Origin of the sequence: Tropicimonas sp., from assembly GCF_047971885.1 — a bacterium.
GTDB lineage: Bacteria > Pseudomonadota > Alphaproteobacteria > Rhodobacterales > Rhodobacteraceae > Tropicimonas.
The window spans coordinates 1-17,533 of sequence record NZ_JBKEAE010000118.1 but is presented as its reverse complement, the minus strand read 5'-3'; the positions used below and the strand labels follow the sequence as shown (position 1 = coordinate 17,533).

The following is a 17,533-nucleotide window of genomic DNA, read 5'->3' as shown; positions in this document are numbered from 1 at the left end:
CCGATGCGGCGGCGATGGCGGAACCAGAACATCTTGCCCCAGCCGCGCCACGTGCCAACCGACGGTGCGCCGGCATCGCAGGCAAAGCGCCCCCGCCAGCCCGGAGGCAGGTCGAGCCCGGCGCCTTCGGCCTTGTCCAGCATCCATACCAGCGAGAGATTGGCGAGCGGGCGCGCCGCTTCGAAGCCGCCAAGCTGGCCGCCGACATCGCCATGCGCGCCGGGAAACCAGCGCTGTTCGATATCGCCCGGCGTGTCGGCGGTGGTTTCCCACAATTCGGGGGCAAAGGCGATGCGGGTCTCGTCATGCGCAAGGGCGTGATAGCCGCGCCGGACATGCGCGCCGAGCATGTGGTTGTGAAAGGCGTGGGCCGGCTGTACGAAGCGCCACAGCAGCGGCAGCGGCAGGCCCAGTGCCTTGACCGTGTCCCAGACCCCGATCATCTCAATCGAAACGTCGATGTGGCAGAGCGCCCGGGTAAATTCGTGCGCGGCGGGCGATTGCGGCGCGTATTGATAGTGGCGATAGGCCTGGCGGATGTTGCGGACGGTGGCGTTGCGCGCAGTCAGGAGGCCGATCCGGTCGATGCATCCGGCAAGCGAGCGGACGGCAAAGGCGCCGCGCGAATATCCGAACAGGAAGATGCGGTCGCCCGGACGGTAGCGCGATGCCAGAAAGCCATAGGCGGCGCGGATCTTGCGGTTCAGGCCGCGCCCGGTGATGACCTGCCCGGTGCTGGACCAGTTGGCCCATTGCACCCCGGCATCGTAGTAAAGCGACAGGCCGGCGCGCGGTCCCTCGCCGGCGAGCAGCTTGTAGGTCAGCGCGGCGTTGGTCTCCTGCCCCGGCACAAGGTTGGACATGGTGCCGTCGAGCACAACGACATGGGTCACCGGTCCGCGCAAGCGGCTGGCAACGGCCGACTCGCGGTGCCGGTTCCGGCGGCGCAACCGCCGCCATGCTGCAAACTGACGTTCGAGCCTCATTGGTTTCCGGTTCCCGGGCGTTTCCGGAGCATGGCAAATCCGTCCCGGATTGTCCCGCCCTTCCGACGACTGCGGCTTCCTGCCTGTCCCGAATGTTGCATGCCGGATGCCGTGGTTCCAGCCCGGCGAGGCTCCACGCGCAAAAAGTTGTGCCGCCGCCCGCCCGGGCGCGAGGCGTTCCGGTCAGAGCGCGATGCGGTAGAGCGCGAATCCCCCCGTGCCCTCGCCGGCCGGCTCGATGCTCAGGGCCTTGATTTCGCCGAGATATGCGGCCGCCTTCGGCCCGGTCTCGAACAGGACGGTTGTTCCGGGCATGGGCGCAAAGGCCCAGTTGGCATCGGCGCTCGGGCTGATGGTGCCCTTGTCGATAATGTAGCGGACGATGACGTCGCGGTTGGTGTCCGGTGCTTCGAGGATTGTCGTCTCGGGGGAGGCGCCGGGAAAGTCGCCGCCGCCGCCGGCCCGGTAATTGTTCGTCGCGACGACGAATTCCATGTCGTCGGTCACCGGCTGGCCCCGATAGGCCAGATCGACGATCCGGCTGGCATCCGGATTTGCCACCTCGCCCTTGGGGCCGAAACGCGACGGCTGGCCGAGGTCGATCCGATAGCTCACCCCGTCGATCACGTCGAAATTGTAGGACGGAAAGTCCGGGTTCAGCAGCGGCGCGTCGGCGCTGCCGGGTTCTATCCGGTTGAACATGCCCGCAGACCGCTCCAGCCACCCCTTGAGTTGCACGCCGTTGATGCGCACCGCGCGCACCGTGTTGGGGTAAAGATAGAGATCGGCCACGTTCCTGATGGCGATGTCGCCAGCTGGCACGTCGGTGTAATAATCCGGTCCACCGCGGCCGCCGGCCTTGAAGGGCGCCGCGGCCGACAGGAGCGGCAGCGCCGCGTGTTCGGTTCCCTTCAGCAGTTGGGCGACATACCAGAGCTGGGCGTTCGAGACGATCTGAACCGAGGGGTCGTCGGCCACCAGCGCGAAATAGGAATAGAGCGGCGCGTCGGTTCTGCCGACGGGGCGCCGGACATAGGCGAGCGTCTGCTGGTGGATATCGGCGACCGAATCGAGCACCGCCTGATCGTCGCCGACCAGCGGGGTGATCGAGCGGTCCTCGTTGCGGCGCGAGATCGGGCGCGCATCGGTATCGAAGCCCACGATGCGCCATTTGTTGCCGTCCCGCTCCAGCAGCAGGTCGATCAACCCCATGTGCGACCCCCAGAAGCCCCCCATGACCGCGGGTTTGCCGTGGATCGTGCCCGCTTCGGCATCGACGGCCTCGAACCCGGCGAAAGTGGGCGAGGGGAAGATGAGGTGCGAATGGCCCGTCATCACGCCGTCGATCCCCGCGACGGCGGCCAGCGGAACCGAGGCGTTTTCCATCATCTCGGCGCGGGTTGCGCTGCCGATGCCGGAATGGCTGAGGGCGACGATCACATCGCAGCCCTCCTCGCGCATCTGCGGTACCCAGGCTTCGGCGGCGGCAACGATATCGCGCGCCGCGACATTGCCTTCGAGGTGCTGGCGATCCCAGTTCATCACCTGCGGCGGCACGAATCCGATCAGCCCGATGCGGATGGGATGAACCGCACCGTCGCCCATGGAGATCTGCCGGTCGAGGATCATATAGGGCGGCAACAGGGTATCGTCCTGGCGCGGTCCGGTTCCCAGCCGTGTCGCGATATTGGCGCAGACGACGGGAAACGCAGCCCCGGCGAGCGATTTCTCCAGGAAACCGAGCCCGTAGTTGAACTCGTGATTGCCCAGTGTCGAGGCGTCGAAGCCGACCGTGTTCATCGCCGCGATCACCGGGTGCATGTCGCCGTCCTTCATGCCCCGCTCGTAGGCGATGTAATCGCCCATCGGGTTGCCCTGGAGAAAATCACCGTTGTCCACCAGCAGCGAGTTCGTCGCCTCGCTTCGAATCGCCGCGATGATCGAGGCGGTGCGGCTCAGCCCGACGGTATCGACCGGATGATCCGAATAATAGTCATAGGGATAGACATGCACATGCAGGTCCGTCGTCTCCATGATCCGCAGATGCGCCTGACTGGCGGCAGCCCCGGCAGAGAAGGGGTGCAAGACGATCAATGAAGCCCCGCCAAGAGACCGCGCCAGAAACTCCCGGCGCGACGTGAACAGTGTTTCGGTTGTTTTCGACATCGTGGCGCTCCGCAACGGTGAGGGTCGTTGGTCAGGTGGCGCCACGATATCACAATGACACATTCGATATACCGATTGTTTCCGGATTCCAAACCGGAATCACTTTCCATGACGGTCGGATCGTAAAAAAATCGCGTCAGGGCAATCGCTTGCGCTGACCGGTTGCCGCGCCTGTGCCTCCATGCGACAAGCCGCATGGGCCAGGCCATGGCCGGGCGGCGGAGGAGCCGGAATGCACTTTTCTGAAACCGTGACATTCGGAAGCTCGGGGCTCGACCGGGCGGCGGCGATCCGCTCCGATGCGGCGGCGCTGGCGCGGCTCGAAGCTCGCGCGGACGCGCGCTTTCTTGCGATGTGGCGCCTGAAGCCGCTTCTGCGCGGCGATGAGGAGCTTTCGCTGGTTCCGCTCGCGCGGGGTTCGGCCGTGCTGGAATACGCCGCGGAGCCGCCGGTCTTTCTGGGGTTTCACGACGGAGCGCCGTGGTTTGCCGTGGACGTTTCGTCGTGGGAACCGGAGAGGCAGGATGCCGCCGCGGCCGAAAGCTTCCTCGACACCAGCGAGCAGCATTTTCCCTGCCTGCCGGCGGATCACCGTTTCGCCGAACTGCGCTCGGTCATGGCGCGGCTGGCGCCCGGCGATGGCGAGCGGGCCGTCACCGCGCGGGGGCTTCTGGCCTGGCATGCCGGCCACGGGTTCTGCGCCCGCTGCGGCGCGCCCTCGGTTCCGGCCCAGGGTGGCTGGCAGCGGCGTTGCGATGCCTGCGGCGCGGCGCATTTTCCGCGCACCGATCCGGTGGTGATCATGCTGGTCACGCACGGAAACGCGGTTCTGATGGGGCGCAGTCCGGGCTGGCCCGAGGGCATGTACTCGCTGCTTGCCGGTTTCGTCGAGCCGGGCGAGACGGTCGAGGCGGCGGTGCGGCGCGAGGTGTTCGAGGAGGCCGGCGTGCCGGTGGGCGAGGTTGGCTATGTCGCCTCGCAGCCCTGGCCGTTTCCGGCATCGCTGATGATCGGTTGCAGCGGGCGGGCGCTCGACCGGCGGATCGGGATCGACCCGACCGAGATCGAGGAGGCGCTGTGGGTCAGCCGCGAGGAGATGCTGGAGGTCTTCGCCGGCAAACACCCCCGCATGCGCGGCGCGCGCCGGGGCGCGCTGGCGCATTTCATCCTCGAACGATGGCTCGCCGGCAGGATATAGCGGTCAGTGCCGGCGGGGATCGGCAGGATAGACGCCGAGAATATCGAGCCGGTCGGTGAAATAATCCAGTTCCTCCAGCGCAAGCTGGACGTTGCGATCCTCGGGATGACCCTCGATATCGGCATAGAACTGGGTTGCCGAGAAACTGCCGTCGACCATGTAGCTTTCCAGCTTGGTCATGTTTACGCCGTTGGTGGCAAAGCCGCCCATTGCCTTGTAGAGCGCGGCCGGGATGTTCCGCACCCGGAAGACGAAGGTGGTTATCATCCCGTCGCTGCCGCGCCTCGTCAGGTCTGGCTGACGGGCCATGATGAGAAAGCGGGTGGTGTTGTGGTCCTGATCCTCGATATGGCGCGCAAGGATGTTGAGCCCGTAGGTTTCGGCGGCGAGATCCGAAGCCAGCGCGCCGACGTTGCGCAACTGGCGCCCGGCGATATCGGCGGCGGCGCCGGCGCTGTCGGCCGCCGCCTCGCCCCGGATGCCGAACTGGTCGAGAAAGCCGCGGCACTGCGGCAGCAGGACCAGATGCGCCCGCACCAGTTCGATCTCGTCCATGTGAACGCCGGGCAGCGCCATCAGGCTGATGTGAACGCGCACGAACGCCTCGTCGACGATGTGCAGGCCGCTTTCAGGCAGCAACCGGTGGATGTCGGCGACCCGGCCATAGGTCGAGTTCTCGACCGGCAGCATCGCCAGGCCGGCCTCGCCCCGCTGCACCGCCTCGATCGTTTCCTCGAAGGTATGGCAGGGCAGGGGATCGTAGCCGGGGCGGGCGTCGCGGCAGGCCTGGTGCGAATAGGCGCCGGGTTCTCCCTGAAAGGCGATGCGTGGGCGGTTTGTCATTGGGCGACCGTTCGGGTATCCTGATATTCTGCGACGATATGGCGGAGTGACGCGCAAATGACAACTTGCGCCGGCGCACCGGAACCATGATAGATGCGCGAAACGACCATTTAGCGGGATGCGACATGATCGACACGATGACAATGACCAAGACCGTTGGTGCCCTGTGTGGCGCGCTGCTGATCTATCTGCTTGGTTCATGGGCGGCCGATGCCATCTATGCCCCCCACGCGGAACACGGCGAGGACGGCGTTGAGCGCGCCTATGTGATCGCGCTTCCCGAGGAAGAAGAAGCACCGGCCGCCGAGGAAAGCACCCCGGCCGCGGAAGATACCGCCGCACCCGCTGCGGATGAGGGCGCCGAGCCGGCCGCCGCCGAACAGGTTGCATCGGCCGGCGATCAGGCCACTGCGCCCGCCGCCGACGCCGGCGCGGCACCCCAGATGGCAAGCGGCGATGCGGCCAATGGCGCCAAGGTGTTCAAGAAATGCCAGGCCTGCCATTCCACCGACGACGGTGTGAACAAGGTCGGTCCGAACCTGCATGGCATTATCGGCCGGACGGTCGATTCGGTCGACGGCTTCGCCTATTCCGGGGCGCTGGAAAAGGTGGTGGATGTCTGGACGCCCGAGCATCTCGACGGATATCTCGCCGATCCGAAGGGATTTGCGCCGGGCAACAAGATGTCCTTTGCCGGGCTGAAGAAGGAGCAGGACCGCGCCGACGTGATCGCCTATCTCCAGAACCCCGGCAGCTGACGGGCCGCGCCGCTGCCTTGTCGGCGGTTTCGAAACCATTGTGCCCGCGACAAAGGTCGCGGGCGCTGGCATTTGGGGCTACCAGCACGGCGCGGATGGCCCCGTTCACGAACATTCAACCGAACACGCCTTGTAGCCGGCCGCCGGTCTCTCTAGCCTGTCGCAAAATCCGGTGCGGAGCCGCACCCATCGAGGATGCCGATCGAGATGACAGACCCGATTTCCGCTCTGCTGCGCCGTATGCGGCCAGTTCTGGCCGGCGTCCTGATTGCGGCAGTGGCCGGGCAGGCGCAGGCGGCGCCCGACGATATAGTCACCTCCTACGGTTTCTCGACCTATGCCGAAAGCGGGATGAAATATCCCGAAGGGTTCGCGCATCTCGATTACGTCAACCCCGATGCGCCCAAGGGCGGCGAGATTTCGGTCTGGGCGCAGGGCACCTTCGACAGCATGAACCCGTTCACCCGCAAGGGGCGGGCGGGTAATCTGTCGTCCATCCCCTATGAACGGCTGCTTTCGGACGTGGCGGACGACGCCTATGGCGCCTATTGCCTGCTGTGCGAGACGCTCGAATACCCCGAAAGCCAGGACTGGGTGATCTTTACCCTGCGCCCCGAGGCGCGCTTTGCCGACGGCACCCCGGTGACGGCCGGGGATGTGGTTTTCACCGTCGATCTGTTCCTCGAACAGGGGCTGCCGTCCTTCGCTCAGGCGGTCAAGCAGCTTTACGAGAAGGTCGAGGCGCTGGATGAGCGGCGGGTGAAGTTCACCTTCCGGCAGGGTGTGCCGCGCAAGGGGCTGATCTCGCAGGCGGGCGCCACCATCGTTTTCCCCAAACACTGGTTCGACGAAACCGGCGCCCGTCTGGATGAATCGCGCATGGAGATTCCGCCGGGATCGGGGCCCTATCAGCTTGACAGCTACGATGTGAACCGGCGCATCACCTACGCCCGCAACCCCGATTACTGGGGCTGGGACCTGCCGATCAACCGTGGACGGTTCAATTTCGACAGGATCCGGGTCGAGTATTTCGCCGATGCCAACGCGGCGATGGAGGCGTTCAAGGCCGGCGTCTACACTTTCCGCGAGGAGACCAGTTCGCTGCAATGGGCGACCGCCTATGAGTTTCCGGCTGCCGAAAAGGGCTGGGTCAGGGTGACGACCCTGCCCGACGGCAATATCCCGGCCTCGACCGGCTTCGTCTTCAATCTGCGCCGCGACAAGTTCGCCGACCCGCGCCTGCGCGAGGCGCTGTCGCTGATGTACAATTCCGAATGGACGAACGAGACGCTGCAATACGGGCTGTTCGAACAGCGCAGTTCCTACTGGGAGAACAGCGATCTGGCCGCGCAGGGCATTCCCGAAGGAGCCGAACTGGCGCTGCTGCAATCGCTGGGCGATGCGATCGCGCCGGAAATCCTGACCGGACCGGCGGTGCTGGCGCACGAAAGCGGCAGCCGCCAGATGGATCGCGGCAACCTGCGCAGGGCCTCGGAACTGCTGGAGCAGGCCGGATGGATCGTCGGCGACGACGGGATGCTGCGCAAGGACGGCAAGACGCTCGATATCGAGTTTCTGGCCTATAACCCCAGCTTCGACCGCATCATCCAGCCCTATGTCTCGAACCTGCAACGACTGGGGGTGAACGCGGTCTACAACCGGGTCGACCCGGCGCAATACACCAACCTCGAGCGCGATCACCAGTTCGACATGGTCTATGACGGCTACCAGAACGGCCCGGAGGAGGCGTTGGGGATCTCGCAGCGCTTCGGTTCGGAAGATGCCGAATACAGCCTGTTCAACCCCGCCGGGTACAGTTCCGAGGCGGTCGATACGCTGATCGAACGGCTGATCGACGCGAGAACGCTGGACGAGATGAAGATCGCCATCCGCGCCATCGACCGCGTGCTGCGGCAGGCGCGGCTGATGGTGCCAACCTGGTACAAGGCGAATTACTGGATCGCCTACTGGGACATGTTCGGCCACCCCGAGACCCTGCCGCCCTACAGCCTCGGCCAGCTCGATTTCTGGTGGTACGACGCCGAGAAGGCCGGAGCCCTGCGTGCCGCGGGCGCCCTGCGCTAGATCGGCCCGGAACCTCATGGGCGCTTATATCCTCCGCCGGCTGCTGCTGATCGTTCCGACGCTGTTCGGGATCATGCTGATCAACTTTGCGCTGGTGCAGTTCATTCCGGGCGGCCCGATCGAGCAGATCATCGCCCAGGTCCAGGGCGAGGGCGACGTTTTCCAGGGTATCGCGGGCGGTGGCGGCGATGCGGCAACCATGGGAGGCGGCGGGCAGGACAGCTATTACGGTGCGCGCGGCCTGCCGCAGGATTTCCTCGACAAGCTGGAAATCGAGATGGGATTCGCCCGGATCGTCTGCGAAAGCGGTTACACCGGCACGCCGGACATCGCCGATCCCGCCTGTACCAAAGAGAAGATCGGTATTGCCGAACGGTTCTTCACCATGATGGGCAACTACCTGCACTTCGATTTCGGCCAGAGCTACTTCCGCTCGATCTCGGTCGTCGATCTGGTGATCGAGAAGATGCCGGTGTCTATCACGCTGGGCCTGTGGTCGACGCTGATCGCCTATGTCGTCTCGATCCCGCTGGGCATCCGCAAGGCGGTGCGCGACGGCAGCAGTTTCGATACCTGGACCAGCGCGCTGATCATCGTCGCCTATGCGATCCCGGGTTTCCTGTTCGCCCTGCTGCTTCTGGTCCTGTTCGCGGGCGGTTCCTACTGGCAGATCTTTCCGCTCAGGGGGCTGACCTCGGACAACTGGGATCAGCTGAGTTTCTTCGGCAAGATCGCCGATTACTTCTGGCACATCACGCTGCCGGTGGTCGCCTCGACGATTTCGAGCTTCGCCACGCTGACGCTGCTGACCAAGAATTCCTTCCTCGACGAGATCAAGAAGCAATACGTGATCACCGCCAAGGCCAAGGGCCTGTCGGAGCGCAGCGTGCTTTACGGCCATGTCTTCCGCAACGCGATGCTGATTGTCATCGCCGGGTTTCCGGCGGCGTTCCTGTCGGTCTTTTTCGGCGCCTCGATCATCATCGAGACCATGTTCTCGCTCGACGGGCTGGGGCGGCTGGGTTTCGAGGCGGCGGTGGCGCGCGATTATCCGGTGGTTTTCGGCACGCTCTATTTCTTTGGCCTGATCGGCCTTCTGGTCGGGGTGCTGAGCGACATGATGTATGTGCTGGTCGATCCCCGCATCGATTTCGAAAGCCGGCAGGTGTGAGATGGCGCTGACGGATACGCCCCAGACCGAGACAGCCGCCGTTCAGGCACCGAAACGGCGCCGTTTCGGCCTGTCGCCGCTCAACCGGCGCCGCTGGCGGAATTTCAGGCGCAACCGCCGCGCATACTGGTCGCTGATCGTCTTCGGCCTGCTGTTCTTCCTGTCGCTCTTTGCCGAGTACATCGCCAACGACAGACCGATCCTCGTCAGCTACCGCGGCGACTATTACTTTCCGGTGCGCAATTTCTACCCCGAGACGGCCTTTGGCGGCGATTTTCCCACCGAGGCGGTCTATCGCGATATCGAGGTGCAGTGCCTGATCGTCTCGGGCGGTCTGGATGGCTGCTTCGACGATCCCGAGGGCATCGTCGCGGCGGTTGAGGGCGGCGCGGCCGAATTCGACGGCGAGGCGATCGCGACCGGCTGGATGATCTGGCCCGTCGTGCCCTTCGGCTACAACACGCCCAACACGCTGAGCCAGCCGGCGCCGTCGCCACCCGATTCTGTGCACTGGCTGGGCACCGACGACGCAACGCGCGACGTTCTGGCCCGGGTGATCTACGGTTTCCGGCTGTCGGTCATCTTTGCGCTGCTGGTGACAACCTTTGCCTCGGTGGTCGGGATCGTCGCCGGGGCGATCCAGGGGTATTTCGGCGGCTGGATCGACCTCGTCTTCCAGCGCCTGATCGAGATCTGGGTGGCGACCCCGTCGCTCTATGTCATCATCATCATGTTCGCGGTGCTCGGCCGAAGTTTCTGGCTGCTGGTGGTCCTGTCCATCCTTTTCGGCTGGCCGGCGCTGGTGGGCGTGGTGCGGGCCGAATTCCTGCGTGCGCGCAATCTGGAATATGTCCGCGCCGCAAAGGCGCTTGGCGTTCCCAACTGGAAGATCATGTTCCGCCACATGCTGCCCAATGCCATGGTCGCCACCGTCACCATGCTTCCCTTTATCGTGACCGGCGCCATCGGTTCGCTCGCCGCGCTCGATTTTCTGGGCTTCGGCCTGCCCGCCTCGGCGCCGTCGCTGGGCGAGCTGACCCTGCAGGCCAAGCAGAACCTTCAGGCGCCCTGGCTGGCCTTTACCGCCTTTTTCGTCTTCGCGATCATGCTGTCGCTGCTCGTCTTCATCTTCGAGGGCGTGCGCGATGCCTTCGACCCGAGAAAGACCTTTCAATGAACCCGGCCGGGAACAGCAGCGGCCTGCCGGCCGGAACCCCGATCCTCTCGGTGCGGGACCTCAGGGTTTCCTTCCGTCAGGACGGGCGCGACGTTCCGGCCGTCAGGGGCGTCTCGTTCGAGGTCGGTGCGGGCGAGACCGTGGCGCTGGTGGGCGAATCCGGCTCGGGCAAATCCGTCACCGCCCTTTCGACGGTATCGCTTCTGGGTGACAGTGCGAAGACCACCGGGTCCATTGAATACCGCGGGAGCGAGATGATCGGCGCGCCCGAGGATGCGCTGCGCGCGGTGCGCGGCAACGATATCAGCTTCATCTTTCAGGAGCCGATGACCTCGCTCAACCCGCTCCACACGGTCGAGCGGCAGCTTGCGGAATCGCTGGCACTGCACCAGGGGCTGACCGGCGACGCGGCGCGCGCGCGCGTGCTCGACCTGCTCGGCAAGGTGGGTATCCGCGATGCCGAAAGCCGCCTCGGCGCCTATCCGCACCAGCTTTCGGGCGGCCAGCGGCAGCGGGTGATGATCGCCATGGCGCTGGCCAACGGGCCCGACCTGCTGATCGCCGACGAACCGACCACCGCGCTCGACGTCACTATTCAGGCGCAGATCCTCGAACTGCTGGCAGGTCTGAAAGAGTCCGAAGGGATGAGCCTGCTGTTCATCACCCACGATCTGGGCATTGTCCGCAAGATCGCCGACAGGGTCTGCGTGATGAAGGACGGCGAGATTGTCGAGGCTGGGCCAACCGGGGAAATCTTCGCCAATCCGCGGCATCCCTATACGAAAAAGCTGCTGGCCGCCGAACCGAAGGGCACCATGCCGCCGGTCGCGGGCGACCCCGAAGTGGTCGTTTCGACCGACGGATTGCGCATCTGGTTCCCGATCCAGCGCGGTTTCCTGCGCAGGACGGTGGGTCATGTGAAGGCCGTCAACGACGCGACCCTGTCGGTGCGGGCGGGCGAGACGCTGGGGATCGTCGGCGAAAGCGGTTCGGGCAAGACGACGCTGGCGCTGGCGATCATGCGGCTGATTCCCTCGCAGGGGCCGATCGTCTTTCTGGGCGACAACGTGCAGGGGCGGTCGCAGGGCGCACTGCGCGACCTGCGCCAGCACATGCAGATCGTCTTCCAGGATCCCTACGGCAGCCTGAGCCCGCGGATGAACGTGGGCGAGATCATTGCCGAGGGGCTGGGCGTGCACCGGATCGACAGCACCCTGCGCCCGCGCGAACTGGTGGCCGGGATCATGGACGAGGTCGGGCTCGATCCGGCGATGATGGACCGCTACCCGCACGAATTCTCGGGCGGGCAGCGCCAGCGCATCGCCATCGCGCGCGCGATGATCCTGCGACCGCGGCTGGTCGTGCTCGACGAGCCGACCTCGGCACTGGACATGACGGTGCAGGTGCAGATCGTCGATCTGCTGCGCCGCCTGCAGGAGAGACACCGGCACGCCTAGCTGTTCATCAGCCACGACCTGCGCGTCGTGCGTGCGCTGGCGCACAAGGTGATCGTGATGAAGCAGGGCGACGTGGTGGAAAGCGGCACGACGCGCGAGATCTTCGACGCGCCGCAAACCGCCTATACCCGCGAGCTTATCGCTGCGGCGTTCAACCTTGCCGATGCGACAGCGGTGGCGGGCTGAACACCGGCTGCCTTCAGGGCATGTTGCGGCGGTCTCAGATCGCGTGGCTGTGGCCGGCCTTGTCCATCTGGTAGGCGTCGAAGGCGCGGGCGATCATGCGGGTGAGCGGCCGCCCCTCGACCGGGATGTCAAGACCGCGGTGGCTGATCGTCACGAACTCGCCGAAGGCGCGTTTCACATCGTCGAACATCGCATCGATCTGCCTGGCGCTGCCGCCCCAGTCGCGCAGGATTTCCTCGCGGTCGATGCTGAAGCTGCACATCAGTGTCTCGATCATCCGGGCGCGCAGCAGATCCTCGCCACCAAAGGCATGGCCGCGGCCGGTGGCGAAACGGCCCTCGCGGATCGCGCGGGTATAGTCGCCCGTCCCGGCGAGGTTCTGCGCATAGCCCTGTGGAAAGCGCGATATGGCCGATGCACCAAGCCCGATCAGGGCGGGTGCCGGATCGACGGTGTAGCCCTGGACATTGCGCCGCAGCGTGCGGTCCTGCGCCGCCGCCGCCATCGAATCGCCCTTGCGCGCGAAATGGTCGATCCCGATCTCGTCGTAGCCGTCCCACAGGAACAGCCGGCGCGCGGTGTCGAACAGCTGAAGCCGCTCCTCAGGGGTGGGCAACAGGTCGGACGGAATCATGGTTTGCCGCCGCGCCATCCACGGCACGTGGGCATAGCCGTAGAGCGCCACCCGGTCGGGCGAGAGCGACAGCAGCTTCTGGACGCTTTCGGTGATCCGGGCGCGGCTCTGGTTCGGCAGTCCGTAGAGGATATCGGTGTTCAGGCTGGTCACGCCGCGCGCCCGGATGCCCTCGACCGCGGCGCGGGTCACCTCGAAGCTCTGTTCGCGACCGATGATCTTCTGGATTTCGGGGTCAAAATCCTGAACGCCGATCGAGGCGCGGGTCATGCCGGCCTCGGCCAGCGCGTCGAGCCGCGCGTCGTCGATCTCGGACGGGTCGATTTCGACCGAGAATTCCGCATCCTCGGCCATCGGGATCGTGGCGAAGACCGTCCGCGCCAGATCGGTCATCATTCCGGGCGACAGCAGCGTCGGCGTGCCGCCGCCCCAGTGCAGGGCCGAAAGCCGGACGCCCTGCGGCAATGCGGCGCCGAGCAGGGCGATTTCGGCCTTCAGCGTCTCGAGATAGGCGGCAACGGGCGAAAGAGTGGCCGTGCCCTGCGTCCTACAGGCGCAGAACCAGCAAAGCCTTCGACAGAACGGAATATGTATATATAGAGATATCTTCGAGTCTGGCGGCAACGCTGCCGTCCAGTCCGAGAACTGATCGGGACCGACATCGCCCTTGAAGTGGGGAGCGGTGGGATAGCTGGTGTAGCGAGGAACCTTGGCGTCGAATAGCCCCAGCCTCGCGAGTTGCGATACCGTTTCCATGCGCACACATGTATGGTCGGGATGCTGACAGGACCTTGATTAAGATCAAGAAGGCGCGCGGATTATGATGATGGGTTTGGAACTGGCTAATCTGGAATGTGCGGATTGTCCGATCCGGCACAGGTCGGTCTGTTCGCGCTGCGACCCCGACGAACTCGACCTGCTGGAGGAGATCAAGTATTACCGCACCTTCGAGGCCGGACAGAGTGTTGCCTGGACGGGCGACCGGCTCGATTTCGTCGCCACGCTGGTCAGTGGGATCGCGACGCTGAGCCAGACGCTCGAGGACGGGCGCACCCAGATGGTGGGGATGCTTCTGCCATCGGATTTCATGGGCAGGCCCGGGCGCGATACCGCAAGCTACGATGTCACCGCGACCACCGAAGTGGTGATGTGCTGTTTCCGGCGCCGGCCGTTCGAGCTTCTGCTGGGGGCGACACCGCATCTTGCCCAGCGTCTGCTTGAGATGACGCTCGACGAACTGGATGCGGCGCGCGAATGGATGCTGCTTCTGGGCCGCAAGACGGCGCGCGAGAAGATCGCTTCGCTGCTGGCGATCATCGCCCGGCGCGACACGCTGCTGAAACCGGGCGCGTCCGGCGGAATGATGGAGTTCGACCTGCCGCTGACGCGCGAGGCGATGGCCGATTATCTCGGCCTGACGCTCGAAACGGTCAGCCGTCAGATCTCGGCGCTGCGGCGCGAGGGGGTGATCGAACTGGCGGGCAAGCGCCATGTGGTGGTACCCGATTTCCGCCGGCTGATACAGGAGACCGGCGACGACACCGACGGCGGGCTGCCGGTCTGACGGGCGGCGCCGGATCGCGCCGCGCAGGCGAAGCCGGGTGGCCGGTCCCGGCTGCCCGCTATTCAGCCGGGCGCCGTTTCGCCGTGGGTGGCTTGCGAAAGAGCGGCCGGATCAGCCTGCGATAGCTGAGCGCCAGCCCGGTATAGACCATGAATACCGCCGCCAGCGAGGCCAGCCCCGCGATGGTCTGCCCGGCCAGGCCATAGATCTCGCCGGTGTGGACGAACCGGAACCACATCCGCGCCCGCATCGCCGGCGAACGATCGGCGATGCCGGTTTCTTTCAGCAGGCTGCCGTCGGACTGGGCATAGGTCAGGGTGGTTTCGCGCGTCGGCTGGCGGCCGGTGCCGGTATCGACCGTCACATCGACGCTTTCGCTGCCCCCTGTCGGAAGGGCAAGCGATATCCGGTTCCAGTCAGGGGTATGCGCGGCGGCGGCATCGAACACATATTGCAGCCCGACACCGTTTTCAGCGAGGGTGAGCGATTGCACGCCATCGCCCTGCGGTCCGCCGGGGCGGCCGTGGCCTGCCGGCGCTGCCTCGCCATAAGCGGCGAAAACGAGCCTGCTCGCCCACGGATAGCTGATCACCACCCCCGACAACACGATCAGGAACAGCGGAGCCAGCGCCCAGAAACCGAAGACGTGATGCCAGTTGAAATCGCGTGCCTTGGCGTTGGGCAGGCTGCGGCGGAACAACATGTTGTTGCGGACGATCCGCCACTTCCACGATTTCGGCCACCAGAGGTAGATGCCCGAGACGAGCAGGAACAGGAACCCCAGGTTTGCCGCCCCGGTGACGGCAGCCCCGGTCTCGCGCCCGAAAAGCGGCACCAGCCAGCGGTGCAGTTGCATGACCGAACCGAAGAACGCCTCGGTTCGCGCGCCGCCCTCGGCCAGAACCGCGCCCGAGGCGGGATCGAGGAATATCCCGTCGGACCGGCCCCATGTGGCCTCGACGGGTGTGGCGGGATCGTTGGTGTAGCGCAGCGCCGTCGCCCTGCCGCCGGTTTCGGCCAGGGCGAGTGCGGCAAGCCGGTCTGCGCCGAGCGGCGCGGTGGACTGGCTGGCGGGCAGGACGGGTGTTGCCGCCCAGCGGGCGATCTGCAATTCGTAGGTCAGAAGCACCCCGGTGACCGACATCATCAGCACCACCAGACCGGCTGCTACCCCGACGACAAGGTGGCTCCAGAAAACGACACGGCGAAACGACATGACGGGCTCCCCAACTGGTGCGGTTTGCCGTCTCAACGCGCCGCGCGGCGATTTCCGTCACCGAAAAGACGATCTTCCATCAACCGGTGCTGCGGTGCAGCGTCGCAGGTGATGCCGGCCTTCCGCCGCTCAGTGGCTCATGAAGACCGGAATCGAGGCCGCTTCGAGCATGTCCCGCGTCGCCCCGCCCATGATCGCCTCGCGGAAGCGCGAATGGCCATAGGCGCCCATCACCAGCAGATCGGCCGCCTGATCCTCGCAATGCCGTTCGAGCACGTCGGCGGTGCGCGGCATCGTGCCGGCGATCACCGAGATCTCGACCTTGACACCGTGACGCGACAGCATCTGCGACAGCATGCCCCCGGGGTCGGACCGGTCGGGCCCGTGGCGCGGCGGGTCGATGATCACGATATTGGTCAGATCGGCCTGCTGCAACAGCGGAAGGGCGGCACGAACGGCGTCCAGCGCCTCGGCGCTCTGGTTCCAGGCAACGACGACCTTGCGCGGACTGGTGACCTGTCTGCCGCGCGGCAATACCAGAACCGGAACGTTCCCGGCGAACAGCGCCGCCTCGATCACCGCCTCCTGCGCGGCGCCACGATCGCGCCCGTAAGGCTTTGGAAGAACGACAAGATCCGCGAATCGTGCGTGGTTTCCGACAAGCGTCTGGATGGTGCCGACCTGCGCCAGCGCCGAATCGACCGACCAGCGGCAATCGGCGCCCTTCATCGCCTCGCGCACCGCGGCCTCGCAGTCGCTTGCGTCCTGCCGGGCGCGTTCGAGCGTCGCCTGTTCGATCAGCGCGTTCGTTCCGGCGTAGTAGTAACCGGGTGTCGAATGGTCGATCCCGAGCGCCATGATCTCGAGGTGTCCGTCCTGGGCGCGCGTCAGCGCGCTCGCCCCGTCCAGAACGGCATCTTCGAGACTGCCCCCGGCGATCACCGTCAGGATCGTCTTGTAGGCCATGTCGTGCTCTCCTGTCCTTTGTCGCATCGGTTGAAGTGTATCCGATGCCACACGTTTCGCACATTGACTTCGCGCATTATGGGCCTGCGACGACATTGATCTAGATCAAAGCGATACTTGCCCGGTACCATCAGAAGCGGAAAAGGTACCAAAGGGGGGGAGCGCGAGTTTCCCCAAGATTAATAACATAGGGACACACCATGTGGGATTACGCCAAGATCACGGCGTACGGGCTGGTCGCGCTTTTTGCGGCGCTTGCAGCCAACTACGCGCGCGATGCAGCTTATCTCGTGCATGCGATCATCATCATGCTCGCCGCAGGCGCGGCGTTCGTATGGTCGGTGCGGCAGATTGACGAAGAGAAACCAGCGCCGGCGGCGGCAACCGGATATTTCGACGGTGTCGTGCGCTATGGCGTTATCGCCACCTGCTTCTGGGGCGTGGTGGGCTTTCTGGCGGGCACTTTCATTGCCTGGCAGCTGGCCTTTCCGTCGTTGAACTTCGAATGGGGACAACCCTATCTGAACTTCGGCCGGCTGCGGCCGCTTCACACCTCGGCCGTGATCTTCGCCTTCGGCGGCAACGCCCTGATCGCGACATCGTTCTACGTGGTGCAGCGGACCTCGGCGGCGCGGCTCTGGGGCGGCAATCTCGCCTGGGTGGTGTTCTGGGGCTACCAGCTCTTCATCGTGCTGGCGGCGACCGGCTACCTTCTGGGGGCAACCCAGTCCAAGGAATACGCCGAACCCGAATGGTACGTCGACCTGTGGCTGACGGTGATCTGGGTCATCTACCTGCTGATCTTCCTTGGCACGATCATGAAGCGCAAGGAAAAGCACATCTACGTGGCGAACTGGTTCTACCTGAGCTTCATCGTCACCGTCGCCATGCTGCACATCATGAACAACCTGTCGCTGCCGGTGTCGATCTTCGGCGCCAAGTCGGTGCAGGTGTTCGCGGGCGTGCAGGACGCCATGGTCCAGTGGTGGTACGGCCACAACGCGGTGGGCTTCTTCCTGACCGCCGGTTTCCTCGGCATGATGTACTATTTCGTGCCGAAACAGGCGGACCGTCCGGTCTTCAGCTACAAGCTGTCGATCATCCACTTCTGGGCGCTGATCTTCCT

At 65.1% G+C, this 17,533-nt stretch carries 13 protein-coding genes and 1 pseudogene; 8 read left to right on the top strand and 6 right to left on the bottom strand.

Annotated elements, in window-relative coordinates; genetic code table 11:
- Together ACK5IR_RS09915 and ACK5IR_RS09910 are read right to left on the bottom strand one after the other, a co-directional pair.
- Nucleotides 1-986: DUF2235 domain-containing protein (locus ACK5IR_RS09915; protein WP_416928405.1), on the bottom strand; the 986-nt coding region annotated here is incomplete at its 3' end.
- Nucleotides 987-1,169: 183 nt separating this feature from the next.
- A complete protein-coding gene (locus tag ACK5IR_RS09910; RefSeq protein ID WP_416928403.1) occupies nucleotides 1,170-3,152 on the bottom strand; it encodes a bifunctional 2',3'-cyclic-nucleotide 2'-phosphodiesterase/3'-nucleotidase in 1,983 nt (660 codons plus the stop codon).
- A gap of 232 nt (nucleotides 3,153-3,384) precedes the next feature.
- On the opposite strand from ACK5IR_RS09910, the gene nudC reads away from it, so the two are divergent.
- Nucleotides 3,385-4,350 (top strand): NAD(+) diphosphatase, encoded by a 966-nt coding sequence (gene nudC / locus ACK5IR_RS09905; protein ID WP_416928401.1) that lies wholly within the window; start codon nucleotides 3,385-3,387, stop codon nucleotides 4,348-4,350.
- 3 nt (nucleotides 4,351-4,353) lie between these two features.
- Here nudC and ACK5IR_RS09900 read toward each other — a convergent pair whose 3' ends face one another.
- The gene (locus tag ACK5IR_RS09900) at nucleotides 4,354-5,193 is read right to left on the bottom strand and encodes a prephenate dehydratase (RefSeq protein WP_416928399.1); all 840 of its coding nucleotides are present in this window, start codon (nucleotides 5,191-5,193) and stop codon (nucleotides 4,354-4,356) included.
- Between the two features lie 125 nt (nucleotides 5,194-5,318).
- On the opposite strand from ACK5IR_RS09900, the gene ACK5IR_RS09895 reads away from it, so the two are divergent.
- The 5 genes and pseudogenes from ACK5IR_RS09895 to ACK5IR_RS09875 all read left to right on the top strand — a co-directional run bounded on the left by ACK5IR_RS09895 (nucleotide 5,319) and on the right by ACK5IR_RS09875 (nucleotide 12,027).
- Nucleotides 5,319-5,951, top strand: a complete 633-nt coding sequence (locus ACK5IR_RS09895) for a c-type cytochrome (protein ID WP_416928397.1) — start codon at nucleotides 5,319-5,321, stop codon at nucleotides 5,949-5,951.
- A gap of 207 nt (nucleotides 5,952-6,158) precedes the next feature.
- Entirely contained in the window at nucleotides 6,159-8,036 is a 1,878-nt protein-coding gene (locus ACK5IR_RS09890) for an extracellular solute-binding protein (protein WP_416928395.1), read from the top strand.
- A 16-nt stretch (nucleotides 8,037-8,052) separates the two neighbouring features.
- Entirely contained in the window at nucleotides 8,053-9,207 is a 1,155-nt protein-coding gene (locus ACK5IR_RS09885; protein ID WP_416928393.1) for a microcin C ABC transporter permease YejB, read from the top strand.
- A gap of 1 nt (nucleotide 9,208) precedes the next feature.
- Complete coding sequence (locus ACK5IR_RS09880; protein WP_416928391.1) at nucleotides 9,209-10,384, top strand: ABC transporter permease; 1,176 nt, start codon at nucleotides 9,209-9,211, stop codon at nucleotides 10,382-10,384.
- Nucleotides 10,381-12,027 (top strand): annotated as a pseudogene (locus ACK5IR_RS09875) (ABC transporter ATP-binding protein). The gene ACK5IR_RS09880 and the pseudogene ACK5IR_RS09875 overlap by 4 nt, the downstream one beginning before the upstream one ends.
- Nucleotides 12,028-12,061: 34 nt before the next feature.
- Here ACK5IR_RS09875 and hemN read toward each other — a convergent pair.
- Nucleotides 12,062-13,417, bottom strand: a complete 1,356-nt coding sequence (gene hemN, locus ACK5IR_RS09870; protein ID WP_416928389.1) for an oxygen-independent coproporphyrinogen III oxidase — start codon at nucleotides 13,415-13,417, stop codon at nucleotides 12,062-12,064.
- A gap of 64 nt (nucleotides 13,418-13,481) precedes the next feature.
- On the opposite strand from hemN, the gene fnrL reads away from it, so the two are divergent.
- Nucleotides 13,482-14,225, top strand: coding sequence for a transcriptional regulator FnrL (gene fnrL, locus ACK5IR_RS09865; protein ID WP_416928387.1), 744 nt, complete (start codon nucleotides 13,482-13,484; stop codon nucleotides 14,223-14,225).
- 58 nt (nucleotides 14,226-14,283) lie between these two features.
- On the opposite strand, the gene ACK5IR_RS09860 is transcribed toward fnrL, so the two are convergent.
- The gene (locus ACK5IR_RS09860) at nucleotides 14,284-15,441 is read right to left on the bottom strand and encodes a PepSY-associated TM helix domain-containing protein (RefSeq protein WP_416928385.1); all 1,158 of its coding nucleotides are present in this window, start codon (nucleotides 15,439-15,441) and stop codon (nucleotides 14,284-14,286) included.
- 129 nt (nucleotides 15,442-15,570) lie between these two features.
- Nucleotides 15,571-16,407: a universal stress protein gene (locus ACK5IR_RS09855; RefSeq protein ID WP_416928384.1), complete on the bottom strand. Its 837-nt coding sequence runs from the start codon at nucleotides 16,405-16,407 to the stop codon at nucleotides 15,571-15,573.
- A 200-nt stretch (nucleotides 16,408-16,607) separates the two neighbouring features.
- Here ACK5IR_RS09855 and ACK5IR_RS09850 point away from each other — a divergent pair.
- Nucleotides 16,608-17,533: cbb3-type cytochrome c oxidase subunit I (locus ACK5IR_RS09850; RefSeq protein WP_416928382.1), on the top strand; the 926-nt coding region annotated here is incomplete at its 3' end.

Coding starts and splice junctions, on each gene's coding strand:
- ACK5IR_RS09910 (WP_416928403.1), bottom strand. CDS start 3,152: ATGTCGAAAACAACCGAAACACTGTTCACGTCGCGCCGGGAGTTTCTG.
- nudC (WP_416928401.1), top strand. CDS start 3,385: ATGCACTTTTCTGAAACCGTGACATTCGGAAGCTCGGGGCTCGACCGG.
- ACK5IR_RS09900 (WP_416928399.1), bottom strand. CDS start 5,193: ATGACAAACCGCCCACGCATCGCCTTTCAGGGAGAACCCGGCGCCTAT.
- ACK5IR_RS09895 (WP_416928397.1), top strand. CDS start 5,319: ATGATCGACACGATGACAATGACCAAGACCGTTGGTGCCCTGTGTGGC.
- ACK5IR_RS09890 (WP_416928395.1), top strand. CDS start 6,159: ATGACAGACCCGATTTCCGCTCTGCTGCGCCGTATGCGGCCAGTTCTG.
- ACK5IR_RS09885 (WP_416928393.1), top strand. CDS start 8,053: ATGGGCGCTTATATCCTCCGCCGGCTGCTGCTGATCGTTCCGACGCTG.
- ACK5IR_RS09880 (WP_416928391.1), top strand. CDS start 9,209: ATGGCGCTGACGGATACGCCCCAGACCGAGACAGCCGCCGTTCAGGCA.
- hemN (WP_416928389.1), bottom strand. CDS start 13,417: ATGGAAACGGTATCGCAACTCGCGAGGCTGGGGCTATTCGACGCCAAG.
- fnrL (WP_416928387.1), top strand. CDS start 13,482: ATGATGATGGGTTTGGAACTGGCTAATCTGGAATGTGCGGATTGTCCG.
- ACK5IR_RS09860 (WP_416928385.1), bottom strand. CDS start 15,441: ATGTCGTTTCGCCGTGTCGTTTTCTGGAGCCACCTTGTCGTCGGGGTA.
- ACK5IR_RS09855 (WP_416928384.1), bottom strand. CDS start 16,407: ATGGCCTACAAGACGATCCTGACGGTGATCGCCGGGGGCAGTCTCGAA.